Annotated in this window: 12 protein-coding genes; 6 read left to right on the forward strand and 6 right to left on the reverse strand. The window is 43.8% G+C overall.

The window, feature by feature from the left end; genetic code table 11:
* Nucleotides 1-87 precede the first annotated feature (87 nt).
* The gene (locus tag AC6R00_RS08615; RefSeq protein WP_500640067.1) at nt 88-1,851 is read right to left on the reverse strand and encodes a GGDEF domain-containing protein; all 1,764 of its coding nucleotides are present in this window, start codon (nt 1,849-1,851) and stop codon (nt 88-90) included.
* 155 nt (nt 1,852-2,006) lie between these two features.
* On the reverse strand, nt 2,007-3,956 hold the full coding sequence (gene glgX, locus AC6R00_RS08620; protein WP_500640068.1) for a glycogen debranching protein GlgX: 1,950 nt from the start codon (nt 3,954-3,956) through the stop codon (nt 2,007-2,009).
* Nucleotides 3,957-4,400: 444 nt separating this feature from the next.
* On the opposite strand from glgX, the gene lamB reads away from it, so the two are divergent.
* Both lamB and AC6R00_RS08630 read left to right on the forward strand, forming a co-directional pair.
* Nucleotides 4,401-5,621 (forward strand): maltoporin LamB, encoded by a 1,221-nt coding sequence (lamB, locus tag AC6R00_RS08625; RefSeq protein ID WP_500640069.1) that lies wholly within the window; start codon nt 4,401-4,403, stop codon nt 5,619-5,621.
* 140 nt (nt 5,622-5,761) lie between these two features.
* Nucleotides 5,762-6,595 carry a MalM family protein gene (locus tag AC6R00_RS08630; RefSeq protein ID WP_500640070.1) on the forward strand — a complete coding sequence of 278 codons (834 nt, stop codon included), beginning with the start codon at nt 5,762-5,764 and terminating at the stop codon, nt 6,593-6,595.
* Between the two features lie 87 nt (nt 6,596-6,682).
* Here AC6R00_RS08630 and AC6R00_RS08635 read toward each other — a convergent pair whose 3' ends face one another.
* Complete coding sequence (locus AC6R00_RS08635; protein ID WP_500640071.1) at nt 6,683-7,045, reverse strand: MaoP family protein; 363 nt, start codon at nt 7,043-7,045, stop codon at nt 6,683-6,685.
* Between the two features lie 463 nt (nt 7,046-7,508).
* Between AC6R00_RS08635 and AC6R00_RS08640 the strand changes: the two genes are divergently transcribed.
* Nucleotides 7,509-8,405, forward strand: a complete 897-nt coding sequence (locus AC6R00_RS08640) for a LysR family transcriptional regulator (protein ID WP_500640072.1) — start codon at nt 7,509-7,511, stop codon at nt 8,403-8,405.
* Nucleotides 8,406-8,468: 63 nt separating this feature from the next.
* Here AC6R00_RS08640 and AC6R00_RS08645 read toward each other — a convergent pair whose 3' ends face one another.
* Both AC6R00_RS08645 and AC6R00_RS08650 read right to left on the reverse strand, forming a co-directional pair.
* Nucleotides 8,469-9,047: an FMN-dependent NADH-azoreductase gene (locus tag AC6R00_RS08645; protein ID WP_500640073.1), complete on the reverse strand. Its 579-nt coding sequence runs from the start codon at nt 9,045-9,047 to the stop codon at nt 8,469-8,471.
* 234 nt (nt 9,048-9,281) lie between these two features.
* A complete protein-coding gene (locus AC6R00_RS08650) occupies nt 9,282-9,485 on the reverse strand; it encodes a hypothetical protein (RefSeq protein ID WP_004745713.1) in 204 nt (67 codons plus the stop codon).
* Nucleotides 9,486-9,636: 151 nt separating this feature from the next.
* Here AC6R00_RS08650 and AC6R00_RS08655 point away from each other — a divergent pair, with 151 nt between their 5' ends.
* Genes AC6R00_RS08655 through AC6R00_RS08665 form a run of 3 tightly spaced genes read left to right on the forward strand, consistent with a single transcriptional unit; the run spans nt 9,637 to nt 11,883 of the window.
* Complete coding sequence (locus AC6R00_RS08655) at nt 9,637-11,001, forward strand: DNA-3-methyladenine glycosylase 2 family protein (RefSeq protein WP_500640074.1); 1,365 nt, start codon at nt 9,637-9,639, stop codon at nt 10,999-11,001.
* Nucleotides 10,998-11,474 (forward strand): methylated-DNA--[protein]-cysteine S-methyltransferase, encoded by a 477-nt coding sequence (locus tag AC6R00_RS08660; protein ID WP_500640075.1) that lies wholly within the window; start codon nt 10,998-11,000, stop codon nt 11,472-11,474. The genes AC6R00_RS08655 and AC6R00_RS08660 overlap by 4 nt, the downstream gene beginning before the upstream one ends.
* A 4-nt stretch (nt 11,475-11,478) precedes the next feature.
* Nucleotides 11,479-11,883 carry a hypothetical protein gene (locus AC6R00_RS08665; RefSeq protein WP_500640076.1) on the forward strand — a complete coding sequence of 135 codons (405 nt, stop codon included), beginning with the start codon at nt 11,479-11,481 and terminating at the stop codon, nt 11,881-11,883.
* Here the strand turns inward: AC6R00_RS08665 and nhaD are convergent.
* Nucleotides 11,872-13,308, reverse strand: coding sequence for a sodium:proton antiporter NhaD (gene nhaD / locus AC6R00_RS08670; protein WP_500640077.1), 1,437 nt, complete (start codon nt 13,306-13,308; stop codon nt 11,872-11,874). The two genes, AC6R00_RS08665 and nhaD, sit on opposite strands and share 12 nt — an antisense overlap.
* Nucleotides 13,309-13,394: the final 86 nt, after the last annotated feature.

The raw sequence follows: 13,394 nt of genomic DNA on the forward strand, positions 1-13,394 counted from the left end.
CTAACAGGCAGGCGTCGTAATTTCCTTTTATCATAGCTATCTACTTGCTCTGAAAATCCATTATTGCTCAATTTTAAATGGTTGTCTTTAATCAAAGGTATTTAACACAACTTGGTTTCTCCCGAGCCCTTTGGCTTGATAGAGTGCCTTATCAGCGCGACCTATGGTCATGTTTTGGTTTCCTTTCATTGACGTGATCCCGATACTGATTGAGTACTTAACAGGGACATCATCAAACACGACTTTAGATTGTTCTACCATGTAACGTAAAAGCTCACATTGTTCATAGGCATCGTTCTCATCGTTGGCTCTAAATAGAAGGGAGAACTCTTCTCCGCTGTATCGGGCAAGGCTGAGAGCATTAGGTTTGGGGAAACATTTTTTCATCAGCTCTGCGGTTTGTATGATTACTTGGTCTCCACACAAATGTCCGTGCTGGTCATTGATACGTTTGAAATGGTCGATATCTAGCATGGCCATATAAATATGCTCACCGTTGATATGTGATTCCATTTGTTCGCGAAGAGTGAGCTTATTGTCAAGGTGTGTCATGACATCTTTACTGTGCAGTCTTCTATGAATCAAGAGGTTAGATAACGCGACTTCAGAGTAGTCTCGGATCATCCTTAACACACTATGAACGCCAGGAAAGGTCGCTTTGATATAGATGACACTAATTAAGTTTTCTCGATCAAATAGCGGCAGAGTGTAGTGGCGTGAGTTGATTTGTAAACGTTTGGCTAAAGGATCAACGTAGCGGCGACCTTTGTAGCTCATCGAGCTCGGAGTGAAACGCTTGGCGAGTTCACTATCGTGCAAAACAATATGGCTATTTCCATGATAATCAATCGTCGTAAAGTGCTCATAGTCAGCATCATAGAAACAAATCTGAATGCCTTTGTTGTGGCAAAATCGATTCAAAATATCGCGTAAGCAGTGTTTGAAATCTGCCAACTCAATCTTAGTATTGAGCTCAGCAAGGTGGCTATTAAGCTGATAAATCAGATAATTAACGATAACGGCGAGGAGCAGAAGTGAAATGATAACGACGGCAGTTAACGTGAACTGGTGCGTCGCGGCGAGGACATCGGAGCGATTTGTTCCCGAAATGAACACCCAGTTGTAAGGGTTGTTGCCGTCGAACACAGATAGCTTTAAATGCCCTTTGTAAAAGTATTCGTGCTTGCCAAAGAGGTGTCCGCTATTAATCTTCTCATCAATCCCAGCTCGATAGCTGATCGATTTTGTGCCGATGCGGTGAGGTGAGGGGTGAAACACTAATCGTCCGTTGGTGTTGTCAACCACAAACAGATAGCCGCAGTCTAACGTGCGAAGACCTAACAAACTTTGCGTTGTAGATTTGAGGTCAAATTCTATCCAGATCTCATTGCTATTTTGCTGGATGAACTTAACCGCAAAGACCCACTTTCTCGGTTGCTTCTCGTAGATAGAGGAGACATAAACATGCGGGGATACTTGGTCTAGTGGGTGCCAAACGAGGTGTGCCGTTCGTTCTGAAGGTGTGGCTGCGAGTATACTAGATCGATACTGACCAGTTTCACTGTTGACGGAAATGATGTCTATGTATGAGAGAGTATGCTCCAGAATGCGTCTTGCTGTGGTATCGAATTCACTGACGGAGGTGGCATCATCCAATATATAGAGTTTACTGACGGCAGCCTCAACTTGAGAAGAAATCAGACTCGAAGCCGTTTTGACGTTTGCAAATGATTGAGAATACGCATTTTTGTCAGATTTCTGAAATTGATGATAAGCCGCGTAGATGATCCCTACAACTAAGAGAATTACGTACGGTCTGAGCGTTCGAAGGAGAAATTTTGGTAACGCCATGATGTGCCAACTGATAATAATGGGGAAGGTACAATTATTTTGCGGCGTATATTAAATGGATTTCACAGGCACATCAATGAATATAAGTCTAGGTTATATCTAAATGATGAGTTAAAAATGAGCAGCATGTCACTATACTGCTCATTATTGTGAAGTTAGCTGTGGGCAAAAAAGATCGCAATTGATCGGGGCGCGACTAAGACTTGTTTGTGATCAATGGTTTGATGTAATTCGTGGGAGTCTGTATTACAGATCATAGTCCACTCAGCTTTGTCATTTTCAGGCATGGTAAAGCGAGCAGGAGCGTTGGTTTGGTTAATGCAATAGAACAGTTCATCTCCGCTTTCACCTATTCCTAAATGCAAAGCAACGGAGCTAAGGCGATTCCAATCGTCGTGCTCCATAAAGCTTCCATCAAGTCGTCGCCAGTATATACGGTTGTCATTGCGCTTTTCACCACTGAATGCGCGAATAAATGGCACCATATATTTTTGTCTTGCCGCGACCATATCTGCTAGCCAAGACTTAAATTTTGTTTTGCTTTCCGAAGGCTGCCAGTTTAGCCAGCTTGTTTCATTGTCTTGGCAATACGCATTGTTGTTGCCTTTTTGGGTGTGAGAGAGCACATCTGCGGTAAGAATATGAGGAATACCGAACGCAAACAATAAACTCGCCATAAAGTTACGTTTTTGCTTTTCTCGTAGCTCAATGATGGCTGGATTTTCTGTTTCGCCTTCTATGCCGTAGTTGTCTGAACGGTTGTCACCGTGCCCATCTCGGTTCTGCTCGCCGTTGGCTTCATTATGCTTATGCTTGTATGACACAAGATCCTGCATACAAAAACCATCGTGATAGGTAATGTAGTTAACGGTGAGCTTGTAAGGCCAATTGGCTGCACTATAGAGGTCACGTGAGCCCATAATGCGTGTGGCAAACTCTTTTAAGAAACCTTGGTCACCACGCCAGAAGCTGCGGGTAATATCACGCAGTCGATCATTACATTCATTCCACCCAAACGGGAAGTTTCCAACTTGGTAGCCATTTGGGCCGATGTCCCATGGCTCTGCGATCAGTTTGACTTCACGAAGGATTGGATCTTGGGCTACCGCTTTGAAAAATGCTGAATCTGGGCTGAAGTGCTCGCCATGACGACCAAGCGTGGCGGCTAAGTCAAAGCGGAATCCATCGACTTGGAACTCATTTGCCCAGTACCTCAGCGTGTCCATGACGAGGTTCATAGCAGGTTGATAGGAGAGGTCAACCGTGTTGCCGCAACCGGTAAAGTTGGCGTATTGATCGCCATGCTTGAAATAATAACGCTCGTCGAGAGCCTTCAGGTTAAAGACAGGACCTTCAGCTCCCCCTTCAGCCGTATGGTTGTATACCACATCAAGAATGACTTCGATTCCATTGCGATGCAATTCTCGTATTGCCGTCTTTAACTCTGTTACAGCGTCTTCGGTTGCATAACGCGGATCAGGAACCATAAATAGATATGGGTTGTAGCCCCAGTAGTTTACCTTATCCATCTTCAACAGATGAGGCTCGTGCATACATGCGGCGACAGGCAGTAGTTGGAGCGTATTGATATTCTGCTGCTTGTAGAAACTGAGCATGGCTTCACTCACCAAACCAAGATAGCCACCACGTTGTTCAACAGGGACTGCAGAATTCAGCTTACTTACGCCTTTCACATGGGTTTCAAATAGCACCATCTCTTCACGAGGACGGTTAGGTTTAGCGATGCCTTGCCAGTCAAATGTATCTTCAACCACAACGCACTTAGCCAGTTGAAAACTCTTTTCAGAATTAAAAGGTGTGCAATAGTGGAGCGGCTTTTCTATCGCTTTGGCGTATGGATCTGAAATCAAATGCGGTTTATCACCTTGCTTAACTATGTATCCGTATTTTTGCCCAACTGAGATATTTTCAATATAGGTAAACTTAATTCCAGCGTATTCGTTGGTTAATGGGTAGGTTTTAAACTCACCGTTGTCATTAAATAACGCCAACTGGATATCGTCTGCATAAGGAGAATATATAGAAAAGTTACACCCTTTATTACCTGGTGTTGCGCCTAAAGGGTATGGACGGGAGCACGTCATGATCACTACTTTACTGTATTTATTTATTGTTGAATCTTAAGTAAATAGTTTTGAAGGAGATTGGTCAAGCGCCTTACGACAAAATTATAAATGTAATTTTATTTCAGAATTATGATGATTAAGCGTTAAATAGTGAGCTAGGTTACGTTTTGATCTAGCTAATTTTCTAACAACATTATTTCTCAGCCCAATTTTTGTGACTCAATACATAAAAATATTGTGCGGTATGATTTCTCATCCTTTCTCATCCCCCCTAACTATTTCTCATCTGGATGAGTCGATTTTTCTCCTCCCTAGGTAACCTTGCTGCAGTTGAAGCAAATGGGGTTAAGTCTCGGGGGGCTTGCCCATCTTACCTCTCTTTTTAATGACTTCTGTTTCTGCCTTTACGGAAAAACTTAATCAGAGCGGAACAAGAATAATAAACCCTAAATGGAGTTAAAAATGAAAAAAGTAAGTGTATTGGCTGCCGCAGTCGCAACTACTCTAGCAGCTGGTTCTGCTTTCGCAGTGGACTTTAATGGTTATATGCGTGCTGGTACTGGTATCAGCGGTAACTCAGGTAGTGATGTATCAGTAAATAAAAACGGTATCGGTCGTCTAGGTAACGAAAACGACAACTACTCTGAGTTTGGATTCGCAGAGGATTTAAAGACGGGTGAGCAAACTTGGCGTATTGAGTCAATGATCGCAGCTGGTCGTGATGGCAAACAAGGTTGGGAAGATGGCGACGTAAACATTGCTCAATTTGCTGTAAAAGCAAAAGGTCTGATTGCTTCAGACAAAGAAGCGACTATGTGGGCGGGTAAAACGTACTACCAACGTAAAGATATTCACATCACGGACTTCTACTTCCTAAACACTTCTGGTACGGGTGGTGGTATTGAGAATATTTCTGTAGGTAATCAGAAACTATCTGTTGCATTACTTCAAGATACTGAAAATGATGATGCTGCAAACTTTACTGCTGACGTTCGTTTAGCGAATATTGGTCTTTGGGAAGACGCATCTTTAGAACTTGCTTTGGCTTACAACTTTGCCAATGAGAAAAAAGATAAGACAGAAGAAGCGGATGACGGTGTATTAGTTTCTGCTATTCTTCACCAAGGCATGAGCAACGGCTTTAACCAAACTGTTTTCCAGCTGGGTACAAACAGCTACGGTGACCAAATGTCTGGTTTCGGTTCAGGTGGCTACTATGACCGTTCTGGCGCACACAACGATGCTACTGGTTTCCGTTTAATCAACTGGGGTGTGATGAACCTAGGTGAAAACTGGGAAATGGGTCATCAGCTAGCGTATATGAATGGTTCTGATATCGGTGGTAAAGACAGTAAAGGCAACGTTACTGGTAAAAAATTCGATACTGATCAGTATTCATTAGTAGTTCGTCCAATGTACAAGTGGAACGAAACAATGCGTACAATCTTTGAAGCGGGTTATAATGCAGGTGAGAAGATCAACTCAGATGGTCTTGCTGTAGAAGATTTTGGTAACACTAAGCTAACTATCGCTCAAGGCTGGGCTATGGGTGACAGTTTCTGGGCTCGCCCTGAACTACGCGTTTACGGTTCTTACATTACCGATAAAGAAAATGATGATGCATTTGGTACTGGTGAAGATTCTGAATACGTTGTAGGTGTTCAAGTTGAAGCTTGGTGGTAATAGGCTAACTACTGTCCGTATAGTTTAGTCCCAATATAGCCGACTTAAGTCGGCTATTTTTCTAAGCGCTTTTAAGTATGGGTTCGCTATTGTATAAGTACGAGTAGTAAGCTCTTAGAAAAATAACAAAAGGATACACTATGTATTTACGTGCCCTCATCTTAAGCGGCTGTGTCGCTCTTGCAGGCTGCCAGACGGCCCCGACTCCAGAATATGTTCAATCTGCGCAAGCTGACAAAGTAAGCTCGTTGGCAGACTTACAGTCTGCTGCAATGAAGCTTCCTAGTTCAGCTGTAATCGATATCAATGCGAGTTCCCAATACTTAGATTTCAAGGAAATTGATAGTCATGTTGCGGTGTTCGAGCTTCCTGCTAATCGTGGTGAGTTTTCCATTGAGATTACTAGCTTTATCTCAGATACGGCGTTTGTACCACGCGCGATGGTTGTCGATAAAACAGGTAAAGTGCTAGAAAGTTATGAACGAGATGAGTTTGTTTACACTAAGCCTAGATTGAATTTAGGCAACCGTTTAGTTGCTGACAAAGACTTTTTCCCGCCAGTAGGATTGGATTCAGTTTATCTTATCGTGTACACGGATAAGTCTGAGTTAAACGGTTATACCAATGTTATTCACCCCGCTCGCCTTGATGCTGAAGGTAGAGGTAACTACTTACCTGAAGTGAAAGACATCAAAGTCCCAAACTCTGATACAGGTAGAATAGAAGTATCGATTGACCGAGTGAGCTTATTCTCGATTGGACGTCCGACAACAGATGATATGCCGCTAAAACCATCACAAGCTGCGGTGGTTGAGGTCGTACAGCCTGAAACACAAGCATACTACCACAACGCGATTCAAAGCGCGGTGAAGTCAAACAATTTAGACAAAGCACTAAGCCTACTTGATGAAGCCAAAGCGCTAAATGTTGAAGGGGCGCAAGAGGTCTTTATTAAGGCGGTAAACGCTAAATAACCTCTCTGCTTTTGTTATAAAGCCCTAGATATTGAAATGCCCCCATTAATTGGTTAAACCATTACTGGGGGCATTTTATATTTGGAGTTAATCTTCTTCGACTATACTCACGTCATCTGAATAATCTTCAACGCTACTCGCATCAGGCTTAGTACGTCCGTTCAGTGTGTGGAAGCGCTTACGACCACGAGCCAACTGCACATACTTTAACCACACTCGCTCTAGCTTAGACTTTGCTTTGCCTGGATGTACCAATACTTTAACGAAGTGTTTCTCTTCGGGGTTTTCTGGTTGCAGATCTCCAGACTCAAGACCAAGCATGGTATCGCCATAAAGCGTTAGGATTTCTTCTTCTGCGAGCGTAAAATCCCCAGACTTAGCGAAACCGCGCGGAAACTTAGTGTTGTCGTAAAAACGTTTTTTGCCATGACGAAATTGAGTGTCTGACATTTTGGTAGCCTCTATAAAAACCTACATGGGTGAACTAGAGCGAAAAGTAGGCGTAAAATTCATAAAAGAAAAACAAAACATTTTTATCTTAACTATCGAATAGTTTTATTAAATTTAGATAACACTTTAGTGACTTGAAGATTATAAAAAATTACCGTTCTTGCTAGGGTCTGTTGACCTTTCACGGTTAAATTTTGTTCGAGATAAAAGCGTTTTAATCGCGGCGAGAGGTTTGTCGCCTAGTCATTCTAAGCAAAACACCTCTCAACAAAGAGTAGAACGCTTTTAACCGAACCCTTCGGGCAGCGTTTGTGGCTCCTTTCTGCTGTGTTATCGGCTTATCAGGTAGAGCAACTACAATTCAAAGCCTCTGCCTTGCAGAAAGAACCCACAAACTGCTGCAAAAATCAGCTCAAAAGGTCAACAGACCCTAACTTTCAAGATTGTCGGTAGAGGAAATCCCATGGACGTAAAAGTCTTTAGAACGTTTTTAGAACTGGCGCAAGTAAGGCATTTTGGTAAAGCGGCAGAAAACCTGTACATCACCCAAGCTGCAGTGAGCGCGCGAATCAAGCAGCTAGAAAGCTATTTTGATACCCAGCTGTTTATTCGTGATCGTAACAACATCAAACTTACCTCGGCGGGTGAAAGACTGATTGGTTACGCTGAGGTTATGGTCAGCACCTTACAGCAAGCGAAACTAGAGTTGTCGTTGGAAAGTGGCAAGGCGCTACAATTAACTTTAGGTGGTACACCTAGCGTTTGGGATGCGTATCTTCAAAACTGTTTGAGCTTGGTTACCGACGAGTTCGAGGGCTATGGATTTATGGCTGAAATCATGGGGCGCGAAGTGCTTTCTCGTTGTTTGCAAGAGCGTACCCTAGATATGGCGTTTGCTTTTGACCAAATCAAAGCGGACGAACTCAACTGCAAAAAAGTCGCTGATGTAGTCCTAATTTTAGTATCCACACAACAAGACTCGCTTGAGTCGGTATTCGAAGACAAATATGTCTACGTGGATTGGGGAACGAAATTCGCCTCAGAGCACGCTGAGCGCCACCCGAAGATCCCGGCTCCGTACTTACGCACATCGACTGCTCGTATTGCATTGGACTTTATTCTTGAAAAGGGTGGCAGTGCCTACTTACCTGCGTCGTTAGTTGAACCTTTCCTTGCTTCTGGTCAGCTACATAAGGTTGAAGAGGTAGAAGATTGGTATCGCCCAATTTATTTGAGCTATCGTAAAGCGAGCACTTCTATTGAAGCGATTAAGCAAGTGGAAGAGCTAGTCCAAACTATCGATCCAGTAACAGCATACAGCCTCCAACAAATGGCAGATTTGCCTTTTGACGACGAATAGCATTCAGCCTACTCGAGATGTAAAAACGCCTCGCTTTTAGCGAGGCGTTAGATCAAAAGTCTCTTAAACCAAGCTGACAAGTTGCTTTAGTGCATCTTCACGTGCTACTTGAGCGGTCTCTTCACCCATGTTGAGCGCCTCAGCATAGACAAACTCAACGTCTGTAATACCAATAAAACCAAGCATAGTGGTGACGTAGCTTTCAATTGAGTTACGCGGAGAGTCTTTATGCAAACCACCACGCGTGGTGACAACAATTGCTTTCTTATTTTCGATTAAACCCACAGGGCCATTTTCGGCATAAGTGAAAGTCACTCCTGCACGGGCGATAATATCGAACCAGTTTTTTAGCTGAGTCGGGACCATAAAGTTGTACATCGGCGCTGCGATAACCAGTTGGTCTGCTGCTTTTAACTCTTCAATCAACTGATCTGAAAGAGTAAGTGCCGCTTGTTGCTCGTCCGAAAGATCGTCGCCGCCGCGCAATGCAGTAGCCACACTCATATCCAGCACTGGGACTGGGTTTGCAGCCAAATCACGCTCAACAATGCCAGTTTTTCCTTCAAGTGCGTGATCAATCAGTTGGTTTGATTGAGAGTGAGGGCCCAAAATGCTGGATTTCAGTACAAGTGTCTTGGTCATAATAGTGTCTCTTATCTATAGAGGTTCGAATTGTTCAAACCTTGTTGTCTCTTTATGAAAAGAGTATAGAGAGGCGCTGACTTTCGAGGAACCACTTATATTTGAGCGTAATATTCAAAATTTTTGAACGAGTCGAAGTAGAGGAAAGCTGAGTACATCTACAGTCGCTTTCCCGCATAACTTTTTTTGGACTAGGTGGCGAACCAACCGCTAAACCACCTAGTCAATATGGGTCTACATACTCATTAAACTTTCAATCGATTCTTCGATACTAAGTTCGTGATAGCTCTGAATGGATTGACCATCATGAGCATCAATGAGGATGCGGTGGATATTGGTAGGGCCGTGTTGATCGATGATGCCGAGAGTTTGTTCGACATTGTCACACGTCATGGTGAGCTCGTCATTGAGCACAATAGTGCAAGAGTGCAGGTTCATAGCCAACTTCCTTATTATTTTCTAGTCTGCATTAATAACTTTAGAAGAAGAAAAACAGTTGGCAAATTCGATACAGTTCCGAAAATGGCTAGTATTTATTGTGTGAAGATTTAGACTTTGGATAACAGTTTGAACAATATCGGAAAAGCACATGGACAGTGGCCTTGTCACCCTGACACAAAAAGATTGTCACAACGCTAGAATCGCCCGTGATAGCCGCTTTGATGGGCGATTTTACGTGGCCGTTAAAACGACGGGTATCTTCTGCCGACCTATTTGCCCAGCGAACTTGCCTAAGGAAGAAAACGTTGAGTATTACTTTGATAAGGCGCAAGCACTGCAGGCCGGTTATCGTCCCTGTTTGCGTTGCAGGCCAGACAGCGCACCAAGCTCTTGGGCGTGGAAAGGGGTGGAAGTCACCTTTCAGCGAGCGGTGAAACTGATAGAGCATGGTGCACTCAATCATGCCTCATTGGTTGAACTGTCGGAGCGATTAGGAATTAGTGATCGTTATCTGCGCAAGCTTTTCAATCAATACCTTGGTATGTCACCGAAGCAGTATGCACTCTACTATCAACTCATGTTTGCTAAGCAATTGCTTCATACTAGTCATTTGTCGATCACTGATGTTGCTCTAGCGAGTGGTTTTAATAGTGTGCGGCGCTTTAATGATGCGTTTAAACAAGTCATGAAGTTACCACCATCTCAATTGAGAAAGCGAAGCTCGATCCAAACAGAGTCAAATCATGTCGACCTGGCTTTCCGTGGCCCACTGGATTGGCAACATATGTTGAACTTCTACCGATTGAGAGCGATTTCAGGGTTAGAAACAGTGACTGATACTAGCTATCAAAGGCACGTTGAGTTAGAGGGGCAAACAGGCTGGTTCTCAATCTCCAACCCTAAGACCGGTATTATGCGCGTCGAGTTTAAACTCGATGATATGTCGCTGTTAAGAAACTTGGTTAATCAATTGAGGCGTATGTTTGATCTCGACAGTGACATATTACAGATCGAGCAGCACCTATCCGATATAGAACCTCAATTAGTTAAATGCTCTGGTATTCGTATTCCTGGAGTATGGAGTACATGGGAGGCGGGCGTTCGAGCCATTCTTGGTCAGCAAGTTTCGATTAAAGCGGCGATTGGTCAGTTGAACTTATTAGTGAACACACTGCAAGCTGGCTGTGTGACGCATTTTCCTACGCCTTTGGAAGTTGCTGCGGCTGACCTAAGCTTCCTACGTATGCCGCAAAGCCGTAAAGATTCGCTGTCACGCTTTGCACACTATATGATTGATGAGTTTGATGCTCCATTAGAGCATTGGCTAAAGCTGAAGGGAGTAGGACCTTGGACGGTCAGCTACGCACGTTTGCGAGGGGCGTCTGAACCAAACTGTTTTCTGGAGGGGGATTTAGTGGTGAGAAAAGCCCTTAATCTTTTCCCTAAGTTATCTGCTGCGACGGCTTCTCCATGGGGGAGTTACGCAACATTCCATTGCTGGAGTCATGCATGAACAACCGCTACACCACCTATATTTCACCATTGGGCACAATAACGCTACAAGCCAACGAGAACGGCTTGCGTGGCGTTTGGTTTGAGATCCAGACAACACAACCTGAAGAGTTAGGTCAATTGTCGGAAAATGATCCTATACTTGTTAAAGCAATCAAGCAGTTAGAAGAGTATTTTTCAGGCGATAGAACTGAGTTTGATTTGCCAATTGCAGCCGTTGGGACAGAGTTTCAACAGCGAGTTTGGCAAGCGCTGACTACAATTCCTTATGGAGAAACTTGGAGCTATCAAGATTTGGCCAATGCTATCGGTAACCCCAAAGCAGTAAGGGCTGTCGGGCTAGCAAACGGAAAGAATCCTGTTTCGGTGATTGTGCCCTGCCATAGAGTCATCGGCAAAAATGGCAAGCTCACTGGGTACGCAGGTGGCGTAGAAAGAAAATCTAAGCTTTTGAAACTAGAACGAATGGAGTAACGCCATGGTTAAGCAGCAATCAGTTATAGCGATATTACTTTCTAGCGTAATGTCATTAACTCTGTTTGGTTGCTCGGAAGAAAAAGCAGAGCGCATGCTTAATAAAGAAACCTACTCTTTTACAGGGGTGTTTGAGAATCAATTTAATGGTGATTTGCTTGAATTTAAAGATGCGAAAGTGACATATATTAACTCTAAAGGGCTTGATTTTACTAAGCCCTTTGAGGTTGATGATGACCATTTAACGATTCAAATGCGCAACAGTTCGAAGGAAAAACGTGAAGATATTGTGATGCGTATCCATGGTCAGAGTGAGCTTCTGACTTGCAATGTCTGTGCGAAGTATGACATTGCAAGTATCTGGTTAAAGAAAGATTTTGTGCCCTCTACGGCGCCGTTAAGTGAATAAGCTTCCATTGAGCATCATATGAACAGCAATACTTGCAGCGTAACCAATTGCAATCACGGGCATCCATTTTAGGTGACCAAAGAAGGTGTACTTACCGTGTGCCGCTCCCATCAAAGCCACACCTGCCGCAGAACCAATAGAAAGTAAACTACCACCCACGCCAGCGGTTAAAGTTACCAGTAGCCAGTTGCCCATATCCATCGCAGGTTCCATGGTGAGTACAGCAAACATAACTGGAATGTTGTCGACGATGGCTGAAAGAATCCCGACCATGACATTGGCCCAAATAGGGTCCCATTGGGTGTACATTACTTCTGAGATCATTCCTAGATAACCAAGTAAGCTCAAGCCGCCGACACACATAACGACGCCGTAGAAGAAGAGTAGAGTGTCCCACTCGGCATGGGAGACACGTCGAAATACATCAAACGGCACCACAGATCCTAAGCGCTTTAACGCATTATCATCCCGGTTTTCTATCGCAATCAAAGATTTCTTATGTAGAGAGGCTTTGAGCGTTCTGCGCAGGAAGAAGCCAAAGAATTGTAAGTATGCTAAGCCCATCATCATGCCAATTACGGGCGGAAAGTGCAGCGCAGCATGGAATGCCACCGCGGTTGCGATAGTGAGGATAAACAGGGCAACGATTCGTCTTGCACCACGTTTGAGTTCGACATGCTGGTGGACAACATTTGGGCTCGCGTCCGGCACAAACATCGACATGATAATCGCGGGCAAAACATAGTTAACGACTGACGGAACAAACAGCGGCATAAACTCAGCAAACGAGACGTGGCCTGCTTGCCAAACCATTAAGGTCGTAATATCACCGAACGGGCTAAATGCACCGCCGGCATTTGCTGCAATGACAATGTTGATACACGCAAGGTTAATGAACTTAGTGTTATCACCTGCCACTTTCATCACCACAGCGCACATGAGTAGCGCGGTGGTTAGGTTATCGGCAATCGGTGAAATGAAAAATGCCAATATACCGGTTAGCCAGAATAGGGTTTTAAAGTTAAATCCTTTACCCACCATCCAAGCTTGTAAGGCATCAAACAGCCTGCGTTCTTCCATCGCACTGATGTAGGTCATGGCGACGAGCAAGAACAGTAGCAGTTCGGCATACTCGAGCAAGTTGTGTTCAAGCGCTGCTTTAGCAACTTCGATTTGATCGTGTTGAGAATACACATAACCGATCATCGCCCAAATAATACCGGCTGCAAGTAGAACAGGTTTTGATTTTCTAAGTTGCAGGTATTCTTCCAGCATGACAAGTGTATAGGCTATGCCGAAAATGATCAGCGCAGCGTAGCCTATGGTTGATTGGGTAAGAGGTAATATTTGATCAGAAGATGATGCGGCGAATGTTGAAAAGGGCAGAAAAAAAAGGGTGACAAAAATGGACCACTGCAATTTCATACTTTCACTCCTTTGAAAGCGGATTGTTGTTTTATGTTTTGTGACACCATTTTAAAGATGAATGCGTTTTACGTATGTGAAGTAGG

Source organism: Vibrio sp. R10-SF1-ISO8, from assembly GCF_059833805.1.

Bases quoted from the DNA above. Each gene is read 5' to 3' on its own strand.
- glgX (WP_500640068.1), bottom strand. From the start codon at position 3,956: ATGACGTGCTCCCGTCCATACCCTTTAGGCGCAACACCAGGTAATAAA.
- nhaD (WP_500640077.1), bottom strand. From the start codon at position 13,308: ATGAAATTGCAGTGGTCCATTTTTGTCACCCTTTTTTTTCTGCCCTTT.
- AC6R00_RS08640 (WP_500640072.1), top strand. From the start codon at position 7,509: ATGGACGTAAAAGTCTTTAGAACGTTTTTAGAACTGGCGCAAGTAAGG.
- lamB (WP_500640069.1), top strand. From the start codon at position 4,401: ATGAAAAAAGTAAGTGTATTGGCTGCCGCAGTCGCAACTACTCTAGCA.
- AC6R00_RS08630 (WP_500640070.1), top strand. From the start codon at position 5,762: ATGTATTTACGTGCCCTCATCTTAAGCGGCTGTGTCGCTCTTGCAGGC.
- AC6R00_RS08635 (WP_500640071.1), bottom strand. From the start codon at position 7,045: ATGTCAGACACTCAATTTCGTCATGGCAAAAAACGTTTTTACGACAAC.
- AC6R00_RS08650 (WP_004745713.1), bottom strand. From the start codon at position 9,485: ATGAACCTGCACTCTTGCACTATTGTGCTCAATGACGAGCTCACCATG.
- AC6R00_RS08665 (WP_500640076.1), top strand. From the start codon at position 11,479: ATGGTTAAGCAGCAATCAGTTATAGCGATATTACTTTCTAGCGTAATG.
- AC6R00_RS08655 (WP_500640074.1), top strand. From the start codon at position 9,637: ATGGACAGTGGCCTTGTCACCCTGACACAAAAAGATTGTCACAACGCT.
- AC6R00_RS08660 (WP_500640075.1), top strand. From the start codon at position 10,998: ATGAACAACCGCTACACCACCTATATTTCACCATTGGGCACAATAACG.
- AC6R00_RS08615 (WP_500640067.1), bottom strand. From the start codon at position 1,851: ATGGCGTTACCAAAATTTCTCCTTCGAACGCTCAGACCGTACGTAATT.
- AC6R00_RS08645 (WP_500640073.1), bottom strand. From the start codon at position 9,047: ATGACCAAGACACTTGTACTGAAATCCAGCATTTTGGGCCCTCACTCT.